Below are 18,529 nucleotides of genomic sequence, written 5' to 3'. Positions count from 1 at the left end.
TACTCGGCTCAGCCCAGGCCCAGCTCGGCCAATCCGAGCACGCTGCGATACGGCACGCCTTCGGCTTCGATGGCTTCGGCGGCGCCGGTGGCGCGGTCGACGACGGTGACCACCCCGACGACGTGCCCGCCGGCCTCACGTACCGCGCGCACCGCGGTCAGGGCCGAGCCACCGGTGGTGCTGGTGTCCTCGACCACCAGAACCTGTTGGCCCGCAACGTCGAAGCCTTCGATCAGGCGTTGCATGCCATGGGTTTTCACCGATTTACGCACCACGAACGCGTCGATCGGGCGGCCCGGGGCGTGCATGACGGCGGTCGCCACCGGGTCCGCGCCCAGGGTCAATCCGCCGACCGCGGCGTAGTCCCAGTCGTCGGTCAGTTCGCGGACCAGCCGGCCGATCAGCGCGGCGGCACGGTGATGCAGGGTGGAGCGACGCAGGTCGACGTAGTAGTCGGCTTCGGCTCCCGACGACAGCGTGACCCGGCCGTGCACCACCGACAGTTCGCGCACCAGCGCGGCCAGTTCGTTGCGGTCGTCGTTGTTAAGTGCGGCCACGGCCCCTCCCGAAAGTGTTGGTCAGCGTCCGCGACAGCCCGCGCGGAATCAGGCGGCTGAATCCCGCCAATGCCTTGTACTGCAGACCCGGGATGCTGACCACCTCGCCGCGGGCGACGTCGGCCAGGCTGGCCGCGACCACGTCGTCGACCTCCATCCACAGGAACGACGGCAGGGTGCCCATGTCGATACCGGCGCGCTCGTGGAATTCGGTGTGCACGTAGCCCGGGCACACCACGTGGATGCCGACGCCGGTGCCGTGCAACCCGCCGGCCAGCCCCTCGGTGAACGACACCACCCAGGCCTTGGACGCCGAGTAGGTGGAGCCGCGGCCGGACAGCAGGCCGGCGACGCTGGCGATGTTGATCACGGTGCCCGCGCCCGCGTCGATCATCGCCGGCAGTGCGGCCCGGGTCAGTTGCATCACCGCGGTGACGTTGACGTCCAGTTGGGACTGCAGCAGCGCGGGGTCGGCGGTCCAGAATTCGCCGCTGGTGCCGAATCCGGCGTTGTTGACCAGGACCCGCACACCGGCGCTCAACCGTTCGGCCACCGCCGCGCGGCCCTGCGCGTCGGCCAGATCGGCCGGCAGCACCTCGACATCCCCGCCGTGGGTGCCGCGCAACTCGGCGGCGAGGTCTTCCAGGCGCTGCACATCGCGGGAGACCAGGACCAGGTCGTAGCCGTCGGCGGCGTAGCGGCGGGCGTAGCCGGCGCCCAGCCCGGAGGTGGGCCCGGTGACCACGGCGACAGGACGCGACATGACGGACAGCCTAACGAGGGCCGTCAGTGCTGATGGTGCACGGTCTGCCGACCGTTGCGGCCGCCCGGGGCCGGGTGCCCGGCCTGCTCGGCCTCGCTGTCGTCGGCGGGCGCCTCGGCGGCGGCCGCCGCGGACGAACCCAGCGGGCGGCTGGGCTGGCCGTTGTTGCGCCGGCCGGTCGATACGGCGGCTTCGGGCTGGCGGCGCGGTGCCGGCGGCAGCACCCGCAGCAGGTCGTTGAACTGGCGGACGCTGCGCAGACCCTCGTCCCACTGGGCGCGGGTGCTGGTGATCGGCATGCTGACGACGGTCCAGTTGGCCTCGTTCCACATGATCTCCGCGCAGTCCGGGGCGGTGTGGGCGAAGGTGACCATCCGGCGGTCGCAGGCCCGGCGTGCGGCATCGAGGTTGGTGGAGTACACCATCCGCGGGCCGATCGCCCCGAGCAACCAGATGTCGTTCTCGCGGGGCTCTTTGAGGCCCTTGAGTCGGATGTCGACGACGACGTTGGTGCTGACCTTGCGGTGCAGCGCGATCACGGTGGCCACTTCGTCGAGGTCGAAGATGTAGACCGCTTCGCCGCGGATCTGACCGAGCACCACGTTGCGCACCGGGACCTCGCCGACGGTCGACATCACGCCGCGCTTCCAGCGGTGCAGGATCTCGGTGGACGCCGGTTCGAAGTCGAAGCCGTGCGAGCGGGCCCAGGACTTACGGCGACGGCTGCGACCGCGCCGTTGGTCGATGTCCACGTACAGCAATACCCCCGCGCCGACGAAGCACAGCGCGGACAGTGTGAACCAGAGCGGGACCATTGGACCTAGCGTATCTGTTGTTGGCCCGGAAGCGAGAATGCTCGCAGGTCACAACCGTGCATCAGCGGTATTCCAACTGCTCGACGTCACGGTTCGATGGTGTTCGGCTGGGTGCCGCCGAAGATGGTCTGGCCGGTGGTGTAGTTGATGTAGATCGGCTGCTGCGCGAACGGCAGGTTACCGGTGTTCATGCTGTCACCGCTGATGACGGTCGGGCTGCGGGTCACTCCATCGGCCAGGGTCGGCGAGTAGTCGCCCGGCTTGGAGCTCACGGTGTACTCGTAGAGCAGCTTCCCGTCCTCGGTGAAGACCTGGATGTGTGTGCCGTCCGGCAGCATTCCGTTGACCGGGGTCACACCCGAACCCGTCAGGGCGGCGACCGGCATGGTGCCGAACACCCCACCGGAGTCGATCACCGCGTCGACCTTGGTGAGCGGCCCGTCGTTGATCTGGATCTTCAGGTCCGCCCACGGCGCCCCGTCGACCGCGGTGCCGCCGACCAGCGGGTTGTCCCCGAAGACCAACTGCCCGTTGGCCTGGTCGATCAGCACGCCGTTACCGAGGCTGCCCGGCAGGTCAGCGGTCGGAATGTGTTCAGGAGTCGGCCCGAGCGCGTTGGGGCCGATGCCCAGGATGCCGGTGGAGGAGTAGGCCAGGTACTGCTCGATGGACCACGCGCCGGCGAGGTCGAAGTTCGCCGGGAACGCGAACAGCACCGCATCGACGGTGGTGTCGGCGGTGACGGTGTCGCCGTCCGCGCCGGTGAAGGTCACCGTGGTGGGCAGTTCCACATAGAAATAGTTCAGGTTGCCGCCGAACTGCCCGAGACCGAAGCCGCTGGGCAGGCCGGTGAGGCCGAAGAGGTTGACGTCCCAGATCGGCACCACGAGCCCGGCCGCGCCGGTGTCGACCAGCACGTCCACCGCCCGGCCGCCGCCGATCGAGACGTCGACGACGGGCTGGGTGGTGAGTGCCTGGTCTATCGGGACCGCGAAGCTGTCCGGCAGGTCCGCACTGTCCGCGTTATAGGCAACCGCGCTGCCGGGCAGTTCCGGCCCGAACAACCAGGGCGCGATGCCCTGCAGCGGGGTGTAGATGTAGTCCTGGTACCAGCCGTCCACCAGGGTGTCCAGCGAGGACAGCGCACTGCCGGGATCGGTGTCGGCGGCCACACCGGGATCGGCCCAGCTGATGGTGTCGATCAGGGGATCGAACAGGTCGTCCCAGTCGGCGTTCGCCGCGGGTGCGGAGGTGCCGATAGCCAGGAACGCCCCCACCGCGCTGACTGCACCCACCACGCGATGGCTACGAGCTGACATGCCGTTCCCCTCCGGATAAACGACGGTATTGGAAAATACCGGAATTTCTCAGTAACGGTCAGGCTAACCGATCAGCTTCGACACCGCATCCGCAAAGCTCAGCGGCTTCCCTTCAGCGGGCGTATGCGCTCAGACGAACAGGAAATCCTCGATCAGGCGATTCACCCGTTCCGGCGTTTCCAGCGCGGACAAGTGCGCCACGCCGTCGAGCACCGCGAACCGGGCCCCCGGGATGGACTGGGCCATCCGCCGGGTCTCGTCGACCGGGAACGTCGCGTCCTCGGCACCGGCGACCACCAGCACCGGTGTGCGGATCCGGCTCAGCAGGCGGTGTTGGTCGGGCCGGTTGGGGACCACGCTGCGTACCGCCAATCGGGCCGAATCGACCTCCACCGCCTCCAGCGCCGCGCGCACCGTGGCGACCACGTGCTCGCGGGTCTGCAGGGTCGTCGGCCCCAGATACGCCTTGATCGCCGGCCGGGTCAGCGGCGGGCGTATCCCGCCGAGGAGCCACGCCGTCTGCAGCATCACCGCGTATTCGAGTCGCTGCCGCAAACCGGCTTTGGATGCGGTGCAGTGCATCAGGACCGCCCCGCGCACCCGGTCGGGATGCCGTGCGGCGAACGTGGCACCGACCATGCCGCCCCACGAGCATCCGACGAAGTGGGCCCGCTCGATCCCGAGCCCGTCGAGTACGTCCACCACGCACTGCGCACAGTCGGCGAAGCTGAAGCCGGAGCGCAGCGGCTGACTGCCGCCGTGGCCGGGTGGATCGATGAGCACCAATCGATTTCGCGCGCCGAAGTGTTCGACTTGGCCGGCCCAGAGGTCACCGGTCATCAACAGGCTGGGCCACATCACCATGACGTCTCCGTCGCCGGGGCTGAGCTGTACGCGGATCCTGCCCAGCACGGTGTCGATGAGTCGCTGCTCACCCAAGGCGTCTCCTCCCGGTCGGCACGTCGGCGGCGTCAGCCCACGTTACCCACACACCGGTCCCCGAAACCCGGATCGGGTTTCGGGGACCGGTGTGCGATGGGCCGCGGCTCAGCCGAGGATCAGCGATTCGCCGTCGACGCCGATGTTGACCGGCACGACGTCGCCGTCGTGGACCTGTCCGGCCAGCAGCATCTTGGCCAGCTGGTCGCCGATCGCCTGCTGGATCAGCCGGCGCAGCGGACGCGCCCCGTAGATCGGGTCGAACCCGCGGTCGGCCAACCACTTCTTGGCCTCCAGCGACACCTCCAGGGACAGCCGGCGCTGCGCCAGCCGCTTGGCCAGCTGCTGTAGCTGGATGTCGACGATCGAGACCAGCTCGTCGGCGTTGAGGCTCTCGAAGATCAGCACGTCGTCGAGCCGGTTGATGAACTCCGGCTTGAACTTCGCGCGCACCGCGGCCATGACGACATCCGCGTCACCGCCGGCCCCCAGGTTGGAGGTCAGGATCAAGATGGTGTTGCGGAAGTCCACGGTGCGGCCCTGCCCGTCGGTGAGCCGGCCCTCGTCGAGGACCTGCAGCAGCACGTCGAACACGTCCGGGTGCGCCTTCTCGACCTCGTCGAACAGCACCACGGTGTAGGGCCGGCGGCGCACCGCCTCGGTCAGCTGACCGCCCTGGTCGTAGCCGATGTAGCCGGGAGGTGCCCCGACCAGCCGGGCCACCGAGTGCTTCTCGCCGTACTCGCTCATGTCGATGCGGACCATGGCCCGTTCGTCGTCGAACAGGAAGTCCGCCAGCGCCTTGGCCAGCTCGGTCTTGCCGACACCGGTCGGGCCGAGGAACAAAAACGATCCCGTCGGCCGGTTGGGGTCGGCGACTCCGGCCCGGCTTCGGCGCACCGCGTCGGCGACGGCCTGCACCGGCTTGCGCTGTCCCACAACGCGTTTGCCGATCTCGTCTTCCATCCGCAGCAGCTTGGCGGTCTCGCCCTCCATCATCCGGCCGGCCGGAATCCCGGTCCAGGCGCTGACGACGTCGGCGATGTCGTCGGGGCTGACCTCCTCCTTGAGCATGACGTTCTCGCGCGCCTCGGCCACCGGTAACGCCGCGTCGAGCTTCTTCTCCACTTCCGGGATCCGCCCGTAGCGCAGCTCGGCGGCCTTGGCCAGGTCGCTGTCGCGTTCGGCCCGGTCGGCCTCGCCGCGCAGGGTCTCCAGCTGCTCCTTGAGTTCGCGGACGATGTCGATGGCGTTCTTCTCGTTCTGCCACCGGGTGGTCAGCTCGGCCAGCTTCTCCTTGTGGTCGGCGAGCTCGGCGCGCAGCTTGACCAGCCGGTCCGCCGACGCGTCGTCCTCCTCCTTCTCCAGCGCCATCTCCTCGATCTCGAGGCGGCGCACCAGGCGTTCGACCTCGTCGATCTCCACCGGCCGGGAGTCGATCTCCATCCGCAGCCGCGACGCGGCCTCGTCGACCAAGTCGATGGCCTTGTCCGGCAGGAAGCGGCTGGTGATGTAACGGTCGGAGAGGGTGGCCGCGGCCACCAGCGCGGAGTCGGTGATCCGCACCCCGTGGTGCACCTCGTAGCGGTCCTTGAGACCGCGCAGGATGCCGACGGTGTCGTCGACCGACGGCTCCCCGACGTAGACCTGCTGGAAGCGGCGTTCCAGCGCGGCGTCCTTCTCGATGTACTTGCGGTACTCCTCGAGCGTGGTGGCGCCGACCAGTCGCAGCTCGCCGCGGGCCAGCATCGGCTTGATCATGTTGCCGGCGTCCATCGCGCCCTCGCCGGTGCCGCCGGCGCCGACGATGGTGTGCAGTTCGTCGATGAACGTGATGACCTGCCCGGCGGAGTCCTTGATCTCGTCGAGCACGGACTTGAGGCGTTCTTCGAACTCGCCGCGGTACTTGGCGCCGGCCAGCATCGAACCGAGGTCCAGGGAGACGACGGTCTTGTCGCGCAGGCTGTCCGGGACGTCGCCGGCGACGATGCGCTGGGCCAGGCCCTCGACGATCGCGGTCTTGCCGACGCCGGGCTCACCGATGAGCACCGGGTTGTTCTTGGTGCGCCGGCTCAAAACCTGTACGACGCGGCGGATCTCGGTGTCCCGCCCGATCACCGGGTCGAGCTTGCCTTCCCGCGCGCGGGCGGTCAGATCGGTGGAGTACTTCTCCAACGCCTGGTAGCTGCCTTCCGGGTCGGGGCTGGTGACCCGGGCGGACCCGCGGACCTTGACGAAGCCCTCGCGCAGCGCCTGCGGCGAGGCGCCGTGACCGGTCAGCAGTTTTGCGACGTCGGAGTCCCCGGTGGCCAACCCGACCATCAGGTGCTCGGTGGAGACGTACTCGTCGTCCATCTCGGTGGCCAGTTGCTGGGCGGCGGTGATCGCGGCCAGCGCGTCACGCGACAGCTGCGGCTGGGCGTTGGAGCTGGTGACCTGGGGTGCGACGTCGATCAGGCGCTGAGCTTCGGTGCGGATGGTCGCGGGGTCCACTCCGACCGCCTCCAGCAGCGGCGCGGCGATCCCGTCGTTCTGGGTCAGCAACGCCTGCAGCAGGTGCGCCGGCCGGATCTCCGGGTTGCCGGCGGCGGTAGCCGTCTGCAGCGCCGCGGTCAGAGCTGCCTGTGTCTTGGTGGTCGGGTTGAACGAGTCCACGACACCTCCGTTTCGGGGTCAGAGCGGGGCTGGGGGCGCCCGCCGAAAATGCTTGTCGCGTTCTATAACGCAGTCAAGGTTGAGTCTGTTCCGCTCAAGTTAAATTTCTTCCCGCCGAGCGTGTGGTTTCCTCCGCAACCCGCCGCGGCGGGTGTATCGAGCGGCACGTTCGGCGCCGGACCGCCGACCCGACACCGTCGGCTACCGTGCTGCCATGACGAGCAGCCTGACATCGCTATGGACCGCCCTGATTCCGCTCGCGTTGGTGGTTGCACTCTCCCCCATCACCGTGATCCCCGCCGTCCTGGTGCTGCACACCGAACGCCCGCGGGAGACCGGCCTGGCCTTCCTGATCGGCTGGCTGGTGGGCCTGGCCGCGCTGACCGCGGCATTCGTGGCCGCTTCGGGTCTGCTGGGTGGACTGCACACGACGCCGCCGGCGTGGGCATCGTGGCTGCGGATCGTCGTCGGCGCAGCCCTGATCGCGTTCGGGATCTACCGCTGGGTGACCCGGCACGGCGACCACGAGATGCCCGGCTGGATGCGGTCCTTCACCTCGATGACCCCGCTGCGGGCCGGGCTGACCGCGGTGGTGTTGGCGGTGATCCGCCCCGAAGTGCTGTTCATGTGCGCCGCCGCGGGCCTGGCGATCGGCAGCGCCGGGTTGGACACCGCGGCCACCTGGCCGGCGAGCGTCTTCTTCGTCGCGCTCAGCGCATCCAGTGTGGTGTTCCCGATCATGGGGTACCTGGTCGCCAGCGACCGCCTCGATCCGGCGCTGAACCGGCTCAAGGACTGGATGGAACAGCAGCATGCCGCGATGCTGGCCGTCGTCCTGGTGTTGATCGGCGCGATGGTGGTCTACAACGGGATCGACGCGCTGTAGCCGGGATCGGCGTCGGCGCGGCATAAAATCTCGGCCGTGGGCCTCGACGACCGCGACGCGCTGCAGTTGCTGCATGACGCGTTTGCCGTGCCCGCCGACGGGGGCGGCGTGCTGGCGCGGTTCTTCACCCGGTGGTTCGGCGCCGACCCGGCCGCACGCGACCTGTTCCCCGCCGACCTGACCGCCACCCGGGAGTCCTTCGGCCACGCCATGCGCTGGGTCCTGGGCGAGTTCATCGCCCAGCGGGCGCAGACGCCGGTGTCCTTCCTGGCACAGCTGGGTCGCGACCACCGCAAGTACGGTGTGACGCAACGGCATTACGGTGTGGTGCGCCAAGTGCTCTACACCGCGCTGCGCGACGAACTGGCCGAGCAGTGGACGGCCGCGGTGGACAACACCGCCCGCGAGGCCCTGAACCTCATCACCGGGGTGATGGGTGGCGCCGCAGATGCCGAAGACGGCCCGGCCTGGTGGGACGGCACCGTCGTCGAGCAGTTGCGGGTCTCCCGGGATCTGGCGGTGGTTCGCTTGCAGCTCGATCACCCGCTGCCCTATCACCCGGGGCAGTACGTCAAGGTCGAGGTGCCGCAGTGCCCGCGGTCGTGGCGGTACCTGTCGCCGTCGATACCGCCCGACGAGACCGGCGCCATCGAGTTTCATATCCGTACCGTCTCCGGCGGATTGGTCAGCACCGCGATCGTCGGCGAGACCCGGCCCGGGGACCGCTGGCGGCTGTCGAGCCCGCATGGCGGGCTGCACGTCGACCGCGACGCCGGTGACGTGCTGATGGTGGCCGGCAGCACCGGCCTGGCGCCGTTGCGGGCGATCATCATGGCCCTGGCCCGGTGGGGCGTGAATCCGCGCGTGCACCTGTTCTACGGCGGCCGCTACCCGTGTGAGCTCTACGATCTGCCCACGCTGTGGCAGGTCGCGGCGCACAACCCGTGGCTGTCGGTGACCCCGGTGTCGGAGTACGCCGGCGATCCGGACTGGGCCGCCGATTTCCCGGACCCGACGCCACCGCGCGGCCTGCACGTGCGCCAGACCGGTCGGCTGGCGGACGTGGTCACCCGATACGGCGGCTGGGGCGACCGGCAGATCCTGATCTGCGGGGGACCGGAGATGACGCGGGTGACCCGGGACGCATTGATCGCCAAAGGCGCACCGGCGGAACGCATTCAACACGACCCGCTATCGGAGTGAGAAAGTGACCGAGCCCTGTGTGCTGTCCGATCCGGCCTCGTCGCTGACGGCGACGTTCGTGCCGCACGCGGGCATGATCGGGACCTCCCTGGCCGAAGACGGCGTGGAACTGCTCGGCCAACGAGGCGGCCTGGCGGCCTATGTCGCCGACCACAAGACCATGGGAATCCCGCTGCTGTATCCGTGGGCGAACCGGCTCAGCGGCAACGCTTATCGGGTAGGCGATACCGACGTCACGCTCACCCCCGAAACCCACGGATTGCACACCGACGCCTACGGCGCCCCCATCCACGGCACGCTGGCCGGCGATCCCGGGTGGCGGGTGATTGCGCGGTCGGGGTCGACGCTCACCGCAGAACTGGACTTCGGTGCACGCCCGGAACTGCTGGCGTCGTTCCCGTTCCCGCATCTACTGCAGGTGGCGGTCACGTTGGCCGACCGCACGCTGACGGTGCGGACCACGGTCACCGCCACCACCGATACCTCGGTGCCGGTGTGCTTCGGATACCACCCCTACCTGCGGCTGCCGGACACTCCGCGATCGCAGTGGCTGATCGAGACGCCGGCCATGCGCTGTCGCGTCGTCGACGGCCACGGATTGCCCACCGGGGCGGTCGAGCCCTATCCGGCAAGACGAGAACTCTTGGGCAACACCGTGTTCGATCACGGATTCGACCAGCTCGCCCCCGGCGCGGTGTTCGCCGTCTCGGGCGGGGGCCGACGCATCGAAGTGCGTTTCGATCGGGGGTATCCGGTCGCACAGATCTATGCGCCCGCCACCGAGGACGTCGTCTGCTTCGAGCCGATGACCGCACCCACCGACGCGCTGCGCCGGGGCGGCTACCGGCTGGCCCACCCGGGCGAGCCCGGCGTGGCGCAGTTCTCCGTCCGGGTCATCCGTTAGCGACGCGGCTTCCAGACCACCACCGCGGTGCTCTTGGGCACCACCGCGATCTCCCGGCTTCGGTTGGCGCGCAACCTCTCCAACTCCGCCGACATCTCCTTGACCCGGGACTGCAGCGCCTCGACCTGATTGGTCAGCTCGATGATCCGCTTGATACCGGCCAGGTTGACGCCCTCATCGTGGGAGAGCCGCTGCACCTCACGCAACAGGTCGACGTCGCGCTCGGAGTAGCGGCGCCCACCGCCGGAACTGCGCTGCGGGCTGACCAGACCGATCCGGTCGTAGGTCCGCAACGTCTGGGCGTGCATCCCGGCCAGCTCGGCGGCCACCGAGATCAGGAAGGTCCGGGAGTTCTTCTCGGGTTTGCTCATGACCGGTTACCCGCCCATCCGGCCCGCGGATCGAATCCGCCGGCCTGCTCCGCCGCCGCGTACGCCTCCAGCGCCGCCTGCGCCGCGCCGTCCAGATTCGGCGGGACCGCGACCTTCACGGTGACCAGCAGGTCGCCGTTGCCGCCGTCGCGCTTGGGCACGCCACGCCCGCGAACCCGCAGAATCTTGCCGTCGGCCGTTCCCTTGGGCACCCGCACGCCGACCTTGCCGTCCAACGTCGGCACCGAAAGCGTCGCCCCCAGCGCGAGCTCGGAGAAGCTCACCGGCATGGTGACCTTCAAGTCGTCGCCTTCGCGGTCGAAGAGCTTGTCCTTGCGCACCCGGATATTGACGTACAGGTCGCCCGACGGTGCCCCGCGTAGGCCCGCTTCGCCCTGGCCGGCCAACCGGATACGTTTTCCGTCTTCGATTCCCGGGGGGATCCGCACCTTGATGTTGCGGGTGCGCGATGCCCGGCCGGTACCGCTGCACTCCGTACACGGGTGCTCGATGATCGATCCGCTACCGCGGCAGTCGGTACACGGCTCGGAGAACCCGAAGGCGCCCTGATTGCTGCTGATGGCACCGGATCCGTTGCAGGAGGCGCAGACCCGAGGACTGGTGCCGGGCCGAGCACCACTGCCGTGGCAGTTGGTGCACGGCGCAGCACTGGTCAGCGGCACCACCGTCTCGACGCCCTTGGCCGCCTCCAGGAAACTCAGTTCGGCCTCGGTCTCCAGGTCGTTTCCGCGTCGCGGCCGGCTGGGCCGCTGCTGGGCGCCGCGGCCGAACAACCCGCCGAAGAGATCACCGATGTTGGCCCCACCGGTCTGCCCGGCCGCGCCGAACAGGTCGTTGAGGTTGAACTCGTTGCCGTCACCGCCGGTGCTGAACCGGTCGAAGTTGCCGCCGCCGAATCCACCGCCGCCGTTGAAGCGCCTACCGAATCCGCCGCCGGCGAACAGTCGCCGGGTCTCGTCGTATTCCTTGCGCTTCTCGGAGTCGGACAACACGCTGTAGGCCTCGGAGACCGCCTTGAAGCGCTCCGCGGCCGTCGGGTTGTCCGGGTTGCGGTCGGGGTGGAGTTCGGAGGCCAGCTTGCGGTAAGCGGTCTTGATCTCTTTCTCGCCGGCGCCGGAGGGGACGCCCAACTCCTTGTAGAAGTCCTTCTCGACCCATTCACGCTGAGCCATGACGCGTCACCTCCTTACCTGTCAATTCTCGTCGGTAGCGTCGCCGTCGACGACCGTGTCGTCGGCATCGGGGACGGTGTCGACCACCCCGACCATGGCATGACGCAGCACCTGTTCGCCGAGCCGGTAGCCCTGCCGCATGACGTTCCCGATCACCGAATGCGTGCCGTCACCCTCGTGCGAGACCGCTTCGTGCAGCGACGGGTCGAACTCGTCGCCCTCGACGCCGAACGCCGCCAGTCCCATGCCGGTCAGCACGGAGGTCAGCTTGTCCGCCATCGCCTTCAGCGGCCCGGACTCCAGGTCGCCGTGGCTGCGGGCGCGGTCCAGATCGTCGAGGATCCCGAGGAATTCGGTGATCACCGCCGCCTTGCCGCGGTCCGCCGCCAACTGCTGGTCGCGCAGTGCACGCTTGCGGTAGTTGGCGAAATCGGCCTGCACCCGCTGCAGGTCGGCGGTCAGTTCGGCGACCTGGTCGGCCGCTGCCTCGTCGGCGGCGTCGCCCTCACCGGCGGCCGGTTCCTCCGGCGCCGGCCCACTGGGGGCCGGCCCGGAGGAACTCTCCCGCACCTCACCGGCTTCCGGGTCGATGCGCCGCTTATCGGTGACGGTTACGGTCTCCGGAGACGGTTCGCGCGAGTCCTCTTGGCTCACTTGGCGTCTCCATCATCGACCACCTCTGCATCCACGACGTCGTCGTCGCCACCGGGCGCGCCGGCGCCGCCGGCAGCCTGCTCGGCCTGGGTGGCCTCGTAGATCGCCTGGCCGAGCTCCTGCGATTCCTCGCCCAGCTTCTCCATCGCGGACTTGATGGCGCCGATGTCGGTGCCCTCCAACGCCTTCTTGGCCTCACCGATCGCGGCGTCGACCTTGGCGAGGGTGTCCTCGGGAACCTTGGAGCCACCTTCGGCCTCGCGCTGCTCCTTGACGAACTTCTCCGTCTGGTAGACCAGCGACTCGGCCTGGTTGCGCACGTCGGCCTCTTCGCGACGCTTGCGGTCCTCTTCGGCGTGCGCCTCGGCGTCCTTGATCATCCGGTCGATCTCTTCCTGGGAGAGGCCGGAGCCCTCCTGGATCTTGATCGTGTTCTCCTTGCCAGTGCCCTTGTCCTTGGCGGTGACGTGCACGATGCCGTTGGCGTCGATGTCGAAGGTGACCTCGATCTGCGGGACACCGCGCGGGGCCGGCGGGATACCGGTGAGCTCGAACGAGCCGAGCAGCTTGTTGTGCGAGGCGATCTCGCGCTCACCCTGGAAGACCTGGATCTGCACCGACGGCTGGTTGTCATCGGCGGTGGTGAACGTCTCGCTGCGCTTGGTCGGGATGGTGGTGTTGCGCTCGATCAGCTTGGTCATCACGCCGCCCTTGGTCTCGATACCAAGCGACAGCGGGGTGACGTCAAGCAGCAGAACGTCTTTCACCTCACCCTTGAGCACACCGGCCTGCAGGGCGGCGCCGACGGCCACGACCTCGTCGGGGTTGACGCCCTTGTTGGGCTCCTGGCCGCCGGTCAGCTCCTTGACCAGGTCGGTCACCGCGGGCATGCGGGTGGAGCCACCCACCAGCACCACGTGGTCGATCTCGGAGACCGAGATGCCGGCGTCCTTGATCACCGACTGGAACGGCTTGCGGGTGCGGTCCAGCAGGTCCTGGGTGATCTTCTGGAACTCCGACCGGGTCAGCTGCTCGTCGAGGAACAGCGGGTTCTTGTCGGCGTCGACGGTGATGTAGGGCAGGTTGATCGAGGTCGACTGGCTCGAGGACAGTTCGATCTTGGCCTTCTCGGCCGCTTCGCGCAGCCGCTGCATCGCCATCTTGTCCTTGGTCAGGTCGATGCCCGAGGTGCCCTTGAACTTCTCGACCAGCCACTCGACGACGCGGTCGTCCCAGTCGTCGCCACCGAGGTGGTTGTCGCCGGAGGTGGCCCGCACCTCGACGACGCCCTCACCGATCTCCAGCAGAGACACGTCGAAGGTGCCGCCACCGAGGTCGAACACCAGAATGGTCTGTTCCTTGTGCCCCTTGTCCAGGCCGTAGGCCAGCGCGGCGGCGGTCGGCTCGTTGACGATGCGCAGCACGTTCAGCCCGGCGATCTGGCCGGCTTCCTTGGTGGCCTGCCGCTGGGCGTCGTTGAAGTAGGCGGGCACGGTGATGACCGCGTCGGTGATGTCCTCACCGAGGTAGGCCTCCGCGTCGCGCTTGAGCTTCATCAGCACCCGGGCGCTGATCTCCTGCGAGGTGTAGTCCTTGCCGTCGATCTCGACGTTCCAGTCCGAGCCGATGTGGCGCTTGACCGAGCGGATGGTGCGGTCGACGTTGGTGACCGCCTGGTTTTTGGCGGGCTGACCGACCAGCACCTCGCCGTTACGCGCGAACGCGACGACCGACGGGGTGGTGCGCGCGCCTTCCGAGTTGGCTACGACGACGGGGTCGCCGCCCTCCAGCACCGAGACGCAAGAGTTGGTGGTCCCGAGGTCGATTCCGACCGCACGAGCCATTGTGGTTCCTCCCTGGTTAGACGATTCCCTAGTCTGAGCGGACTGCGCTCAAGGATGCTCCGTTCGCGTCCCTGCTGTCAACTCATACTTGAGTCGTTCTGACTCAACTTGTCGAAGTGGTCAACGGGCGGCGTCGCGGGTTTGTTCCCGGCGGATAGATCCGGCCCAATGCGGCCGCCCCCTCAGTCGTCGAACAGCAATCGCGCGATGCGCTCGACGGTCGCCATCGGGTCCTCGGCCTTCACGTCGGTATCGAACGCATCGTTGAGCCAGAGCGTGGCGAACCCGTGCACCAGCGACCAGGCCGCCAACCGCGCACCGGCCGGGTCGGCGCAGGCCTTGGCGTCGCTCAGGGTGGCCACCCCCCGGGAGAGTTCGGCGCCGGCAGCGGCTTCCGCGGCGACCAACTCGGCGTCCGAGGGGTCCAGCAACGATTTGTCGAACATCACCTCGTAGTGGCCCGGATGTTCCAGCGCGAACCGCACATAGGCCACCGCGGCGTCGGCGAACCGCCCACGGGCCGCGGTCAGCGCGGCGGCCAGCAACCCGAAGCCCTCGGCGGCCAGCGCGGTGAACAGCCCCCGCCGATCGCCGAAGTGGTGCGCGGGGGCGGCGTGTGAGACACCGGCGCCGCGCGCCAACTCCCGCAGCGACACCCGGTCCGCGCCCTGCTCGGCGACCAACCGGGCCGCCTCGGACAGGATCGCGGCACGCAGGTCGCCGTGGTGATAGGTGGAACGAGCCATGCCGGCCAGCCTACCCGACATCTTGACAGTGACTAGATCACCACCCTACGCTCGACCGGCATAACTTGTCATTGTCTAGATAGGGGGATCGAGATGGCTCCGCTGATCACGCTGCTGGCGGGCAGCGCCCTCGCCCGAATCGCCGGCCTGCTCGGGGTCGACTACACCGACAGTTGGCCCCGCGCGATCGCCGTCGGCCTGGCGGCGATGTTCCTCGTCACCGGCATCGCCCATTTCGCGCCGCCGCTACGCGACCAGCTCGTCGCGATCGTGCCGCCGGCGCTGCCCGCGCCGGGCCTTCTGGTCAGCGTCACCGGCGTGCTGGAACTGCTCGGCGCCGTCGGCCTACTGCTGCCGGCCACTCGTGTGGCCGCGGCCGTCTGTCTGCTGCTGTTGATGCTGGTCATGTTCCCGGCGAACGTCTACGCCGCCCGGATGCCCGACCCGCCCGAGTCGATGACGACCCGGCTACCGCTGCGCACCGTCGAGGAGGCCGTCTTCCTGGCCGCTGCCGCACTGGTCGCCCTCACGGGGTGATTGTCGCCGCGGGCCGGCCGCCGGGGCGGGCGGCCGGGAGAAGCTGACAACGACCCGCGCCTCTGACACCATGAGCCCGATGCCATCCTCGTCCGAGCCACACCCGACTCCCCAAGCCGCGCTGGCCCTCGAAGACGAGGGCTATCACAAGGATCTGCACCCACGCCAGGTGCAGATGATCGCGATCGGCGGGGCGATCGGCACCGGATTGTTCCTGGGTGCGGGCCGCCGCCTGCACGAGGCCGGACCCGCCCTGTTCCTGGTTTACGGGCTCTGCGGGATCTTCGTCTTCTTCATCCTGCGGGCGCTGGGCGAACTGGTGCTGCACCGCCCCACCTCGGGTTCCTTCGTGTCCTACGCCCGCGAGTTCTTCGGCGAGAAGACGGCGTTCGTGGCCGGCTGGCTGTATTTCGTGAACTGGTCGATGACCGGGATCGTCGACACCACCGCGATCGCCACCTACTTCCACTACTGGGGCGTATTCCATGTGATCCCACAGTGGACGCTGGCGCTGATCGCGCTGGTGGCAGTGGTGTCGATGAACCTGATCTCGGTGAAACTCTTCGGTGAGCTGGAATTCTGGGCCGCGCTGGTCAAAGTCGTCGCCCTGTTGACGTTCCTGGTCGTCGGCACCATCTTCCTGGGCGGGCGCTTCACCGTCGACGGCCAGGAGACCGGCTTCCAACTGTGGGGCCAGAACGGCGGCTTCCTACCGACCGGGGTGCTACCGCTGGTGTTGGTCACCTCCGGCGTGGTGTTCTCCTACGCCGCCGTCGAACTGGTCGGTACCGCAGCGGGTGAGACCGCCGAACCGGAGAAGATCATGCCGCGGGCGATCAACTCGGTGGTGGCCCGGATCGCGATCTTCTACGTGGGTTCGGTGATCCTGCTGGCACTGCTGCTGCCCTACACCGCCTACCGGCACGGCGAGAGCCCGTTCGTGACGTTCTTCGCCAAAATCGGGTTCACCGGCGCGGGCAGTCTGATGAACCTGGTGGTCCTGACCGCGGCGTTCTCCAGCTTGAACGCCGGCCTGTATTCGACCGGTCGGATTCTGCGGTCGATGGCGGTCAACGGCAGCGGGCCGAAGTTCACCGCACCGCTGTCGGGCAACGGGGTGCCCTACGGCGGCATTCTGCTGACCGGGTTCATCGGCCTGTTCGGGGTCGGGCTCAATGCCGCCCTGCCCGAGCACGCCTTCGAAATCGTGCTCAACATCGCCGCATTGGGAGTGGTCACGGCGTGGGCGACGATCGTGGCCTGCCAACTGCGTTTCTTCGCGTTGACCAAGACCGGTGCGCTGCAACGCCCGGCGTTCCGGATGCCGCTGGCGCCCTACAGCGGGTATGCGTCCCTGGCGTTTCTGGGCGCGGTGCTGGTGTTGATGATGTGCGATCCCGAGTACGGCGTCTGGATCCGGACCGCAGTGCTCGTCGGCGCACCCGCACTGGCCGCCGGTTGGTATCTGGTTCGCGGGCGGGTCACCGGTAACGCCGAACCCACCCTCCCCGTGCAGTCTCCGACTGCGGTCGCGCAGCCGGATCCGGACGACTAGGAGGCCCGAAAACACATGGCCCGCAACCGGTACGCCGCCAAACCCCCGCTCTACGGCATGGTGCTGGTCTTCTGCGCCATCGTGACCGTGGCCGCCACCGCGTATCTACACACCGGCTGGTGGTCACTGCTCGGCTATGCGGTCGCGGCGGTGGCGGCGATCGCGGGCGCGACGATGGTGTTCCGCGACCCGTCCTGACCACACTCCCCACCGAGCGCGTCACTCCGGCCCCTGGTGTCACAGACTGCGTACGCTGGACCGCAAATATTGTCGGCGGGGGAATCAGTGCGGATAGCGGACCGGGCGAAGCCCAGGGCAGTCGGGCAACTGGCACTGCTGGCCGCCCTGCTGCTGGGTGGCTGCAGCACCACGATCGATGGCAAACCGACGGCAGCCCCGGGCGGCGGGCCGCCGGAGCCGTCGTTGCGGCCCCCTCGATCCAGCACCACCGCGCCGAGCACTCCGCCGCCCGCCACCACCGCGCCGGCTCCGGGCCCGCCGGCGGACGCCATCTCGTTGCCGCCGGATGAGAACGGCTACGTCTTCATCGAGACGAAGTCCGGCCGGACCCGCTGCCAGATCTCGACCGCGCAGGTCGACTGCGAGGCGGAGTTCACCGATTCACCGATGAAAGACGGTGAGCACGCCAACGGTGTCAGCGTCAGCGCCGACGGCGACGTGCGATGGGTGCTGGGCAACCTCGGCGACATCCCGGTGGTCACCCTCGACTACCTGACCTACCGGGCCGAGGGCTGGACGATCCAGGCCGATATCGAAGGCACCCGGTTCTCCAACGACCGGACCGGGCACGGCATGTTCGTCAGCATCGACAACGTCGACACCTACTGAATTCCACCCATTTCGCCCCAGTCGCCGCTCAGTACTTTCCATTACGATCCGTCAGATGGCGAGCAACGGATCTTCCGGCGGTCCCCGCAACCCCAGCGACGACGAAACCCGGGCCTTCCCGCACAGCCGGGGCGTCCCGCAACGGCCGGGTCCGTCACCCGCTCCGTTCGGCCCGCCCGGCCCCTCCCCGCGTCCCGGCGACACCGTTTACCAACCGGCGGGCGACCAGACCCGGTACGCCCCGTTCAACGCGTTCGACACCCCGCCGCAAGCCGACAACGCCAACTTCGCCGCGCCGGTCCCGACGCCGTGGTACCGCCGGCGGTCGGTGCTGGCCGCCTGGTTCGGGCTCATCGCGGTGATGCTCGCACTGGTGATCTGGGGCATCATCCAGCTCACCAGTCGCGGTCCCAGCAGCGGCGGCACCGGATCCCAGACCAGCTCGTCGAGCAGCAGCACCACGACCAGCAGCAGTACGACGAGCAGCACCACGAGCACGACCAGTAGCAGTACGACGAGCACGTCGTCGAGTGCGCCCAGCACGACCGCCCCGCCGGCGGCACCGCCGCCCCGGCAGCAGCAGCCGCCGGCGCAACAGGCGCCGGTCCCCAGCGAAGAGCCGCGCCACCGTCATCCGCGCCTGCCGTCGCTGCCGTCGGTGATCACCATCCCGCCGATCCCCAAGGTGCCGGAGATCCCGACGGTGATCACGCTGCCGCCGCACCGCTGACGCACCGGC

19 protein-coding genes are annotated in these 18,529 nt (G+C 68.7%); 8 read left to right on the top strand and 11 right to left on the bottom strand.

All coding sequences use genetic code 11. The features are described from left to right. Positions 1-8: 8 nt before the first annotated feature. From pyrE to clpB, 6 genes are all read right to left on the bottom strand, one after another. Complete coding sequence (gene pyrE / locus RCP38_RS01475; protein ID WP_308474933.1) at positions 9-557, bottom strand: orotate phosphoribosyltransferase; 549 nt, start codon at positions 555-557, stop codon at positions 9-11. Further along, on the bottom strand, positions 544-1,320 hold the full coding sequence (locus tag RCP38_RS01470) for an SDR family NAD(P)-dependent oxidoreductase (RefSeq protein WP_308474932.1): 777 nt from the start codon (positions 1,318-1,320) through the stop codon (positions 544-546). Before RCP38_RS01470 ends, pyrE begins: the two co-directional genes overlap by 14 nt. Before the next feature lie 23 nt (positions 1,321-1,343). After that, entirely contained in the window at positions 1,344-2,135 is a 792-nt protein-coding gene (gene ttfA / locus RCP38_RS01465; RefSeq protein WP_308474931.1) for a trehalose monomycolate transport factor TtfA, read from the bottom strand. 86 nt (positions 2,136-2,221) lie between these two features. After that, entirely contained in the window at positions 2,222-3,454 is a 1,233-nt protein-coding gene (locus tag RCP38_RS01460; RefSeq protein ID WP_308474930.1) for a PecA family PE domain-processing aspartic protease, read from the bottom strand. A 129-nt stretch (positions 3,455-3,583) separates the two neighbouring features. Continuing rightward, positions 3,584-4,312, bottom strand: coding sequence for an alpha/beta fold hydrolase (locus RCP38_RS01455; protein ID WP_308477465.1), 729 nt, complete (start codon positions 4,310-4,312; stop codon positions 3,584-3,586). A gap of 189 nt (positions 4,313-4,501) precedes the next feature. After that, positions 4,502-7,048, bottom strand: coding sequence for an ATP-dependent chaperone ClpB (gene clpB / locus RCP38_RS01450; protein ID WP_308474929.1), 2,547 nt, complete (start codon positions 7,046-7,048; stop codon positions 4,502-4,504). 214 nt (positions 7,049-7,262) lie between these two features. On the opposite strand from clpB, the gene RCP38_RS01445 reads away from it, so the two are divergent. The 3 genes from RCP38_RS01445 to RCP38_RS01435 are packed head-to-tail and all read left to right on the top strand — an operon-like array spanning position 7,263 to position 10,041. Next, positions 7,263-7,934 (top strand): GAP family protein, encoded by a 672-nt coding sequence (locus tag RCP38_RS01445; RefSeq protein WP_308474928.1) that lies wholly within the window; start codon positions 7,263-7,265, stop codon positions 7,932-7,934. Between the two features lie 36 nt (positions 7,935-7,970). Then, a complete protein-coding gene (locus tag RCP38_RS01440) occupies positions 7,971-9,137 on the top strand; it encodes an FAD-binding oxidoreductase (RefSeq protein ID WP_308474927.1) in 1,167 nt (388 codons plus the stop codon). Positions 9,138-9,141: 4 nt separating this feature from the next. After that, positions 9,142-10,041 carry an aldose 1-epimerase gene (locus RCP38_RS01435; RefSeq protein ID WP_308474926.1) on the top strand — a complete coding sequence of 300 codons (900 nt, stop codon included), beginning with the start codon at positions 9,142-9,144 and terminating at the stop codon, positions 10,039-10,041. On the opposite strand, the gene RCP38_RS01430 is transcribed toward RCP38_RS01435, so the two are convergent. From RCP38_RS01430 to RCP38_RS01410, 5 genes are all read right to left on the bottom strand, one after another. Continuing rightward, positions 10,038-10,412, bottom strand: a complete 375-nt coding sequence (locus RCP38_RS01430; protein WP_308474925.1) for a heat shock protein transcriptional repressor HspR — start codon at positions 10,410-10,412, stop codon at positions 10,038-10,040. The genes RCP38_RS01435 and RCP38_RS01430 overlap by 4 nt on opposite strands. Further along, positions 10,409-11,605 (bottom strand): molecular chaperone DnaJ, encoded by a 1,197-nt coding sequence (gene dnaJ / locus RCP38_RS01425; protein WP_308474924.1) that lies wholly within the window; start codon positions 11,603-11,605, stop codon positions 10,409-10,411. Before dnaJ ends, RCP38_RS01430 begins: the two co-directional genes overlap by 4 nt. 21 nt (positions 11,606-11,626) lie before the next feature. Then, complete coding sequence (gene grpE / locus RCP38_RS01420) at positions 11,627-12,259, bottom strand: nucleotide exchange factor GrpE (protein WP_308474923.1); 633 nt, start codon at positions 12,257-12,259, stop codon at positions 11,627-11,629. Next, positions 12,256-14,103 carry a molecular chaperone DnaK gene (dnaK, locus tag RCP38_RS01415; protein ID WP_308474922.1) on the bottom strand — a complete coding sequence of 616 codons (1,848 nt, stop codon included), beginning with the start codon at positions 14,101-14,103 and terminating at the stop codon, positions 12,256-12,258. Before dnaK ends, grpE begins: the two co-directional genes overlap by 4 nt. Before the next feature lie 182 nt (positions 14,104-14,285). After that, positions 14,286-14,849 carry a TetR/AcrR family transcriptional regulator gene (locus RCP38_RS01410; RefSeq protein WP_308474921.1) on the bottom strand — a complete coding sequence of 188 codons (564 nt, stop codon included), beginning with the start codon at positions 14,847-14,849 and terminating at the stop codon, positions 14,286-14,288. Between the two features lie 93 nt (positions 14,850-14,942). Between RCP38_RS01410 and RCP38_RS01405 the strand changes: the two genes are divergently transcribed. The 5 genes from RCP38_RS01405 to RCP38_RS01385 all read left to right on the top strand — a co-directional run bounded on the left by RCP38_RS01405 (position 14,943) and on the right by RCP38_RS01385 (position 18,520). Continuing rightward, positions 14,943-15,386, top strand: a complete 444-nt coding sequence (locus RCP38_RS01405; RefSeq protein ID WP_308474920.1) for a DoxX family protein — start codon at positions 14,943-14,945, stop codon at positions 15,384-15,386. 70 nt (positions 15,387-15,456) lie between these two features. After that, positions 15,457-16,941 (top strand): amino acid permease, encoded by a 1,485-nt coding sequence (locus RCP38_RS01400; protein ID WP_308474919.1) that lies wholly within the window; start codon positions 15,457-15,459, stop codon positions 16,939-16,941. A 15-nt stretch (positions 16,942-16,956) separates the two neighbouring features. Beyond that, the gene (locus tag RCP38_RS01395) at positions 16,957-17,139 is read left to right on the top strand and encodes a hypothetical protein (RefSeq protein WP_308474918.1); all 183 of its coding nucleotides are present in this window, start codon (positions 16,957-16,959) and stop codon (positions 17,137-17,139) included. 87 nt (positions 17,140-17,226) lie between these two features. Beyond that, entirely contained in the window at positions 17,227-17,790 is a 564-nt protein-coding gene (locus RCP38_RS01390) for a hypothetical protein (RefSeq protein WP_373692421.1), read from the top strand. Between the two features lie 55 nt (positions 17,791-17,845). Next, the gene (locus RCP38_RS01385) at positions 17,846-18,520 is read left to right on the top strand and encodes a hypothetical protein (RefSeq protein ID WP_308474917.1); all 675 of its coding nucleotides are present in this window, start codon (positions 17,846-17,848) and stop codon (positions 18,518-18,520) included. Positions 18,521-18,529: the final 9 nt, after the last annotated feature.

This window comes from Mycolicibacter sp. MU0083 (assembly GCF_963378075.1).
Taxonomy (GTDB): Bacteria; Actinomycetota; Actinomycetes; order Mycobacteriales; family Mycobacteriaceae; genus Mycobacterium; species Mycobacterium kokjensenii.
This window is presented reverse-complemented; position numbering and strand designations above follow the sequence as displayed.

Coding starts and splice junctions, on each gene's coding strand:
- dnaK (WP_308474922.1), bottom strand. CDS start 14,103: ATGGCTCGTGCGGTCGGAATCGACCTCGGGACCACCAACTCTTGCGTC.
- RCP38_RS01405 (WP_308474920.1), top strand. CDS start 14,943: ATGGCTCCGCTGATCACGCTGCTGGCGGGCAGCGCCCTCGCCCGAATC.
- RCP38_RS01400 (WP_308474919.1), top strand. CDS start 15,457: ATGAGCCCGATGCCATCCTCGTCCGAGCCACACCCGACTCCCCAAGCC.
- ttfA (WP_308474931.1), bottom strand. CDS start 2,135: ATGGTCCCGCTCTGGTTCACACTGTCCGCGCTGTGCTTCGTCGGCGCG.
- RCP38_RS01470 (WP_308474932.1), bottom strand. CDS start 1,320: ATGTCGCGTCCTGTCGCCGTGGTCACCGGGCCCACCTCCGGGCTGGGC.
- RCP38_RS01430 (WP_308474925.1), bottom strand. CDS start 10,412: ATGAGCAAACCCGAGAAGAACTCCCGGACCTTCCTGATCTCGGTGGCC.
- dnaJ (WP_308474924.1), bottom strand. CDS start 11,605: ATGGCTCAGCGTGAATGGGTCGAGAAGGACTTCTACAAGGAGTTGGGC.
- RCP38_RS01385 (WP_308474917.1), top strand. CDS start 17,846: ATGGCGAGCAACGGATCTTCCGGCGGTCCCCGCAACCCCAGCGACGAC.
- RCP38_RS01410 (WP_308474921.1), bottom strand. CDS start 14,849: ATGGCTCGTTCCACCTATCACCACGGCGACCTGCGTGCCGCGATCCTG.
- RCP38_RS01455 (WP_308477465.1), bottom strand. CDS start 4,312: ATGTGGCCCAGCCTGTTGATGACCGGTGACCTCTGGGCCGGCCAAGTC.
- RCP38_RS01395 (WP_308474918.1), top strand. CDS start 16,957: ATGGCCCGCAACCGGTACGCCGCCAAACCCCCGCTCTACGGCATGGTG.
- RCP38_RS01445 (WP_308474928.1), top strand. CDS start 7,263: ATGACGAGCAGCCTGACATCGCTATGGACCGCCCTGATTCCGCTCGCG.
- RCP38_RS01460 (WP_308474930.1), bottom strand. CDS start 3,454: ATGTCAGCTCGTAGCCATCGCGTGGTGGGTGCAGTCAGCGCGGTGGGG.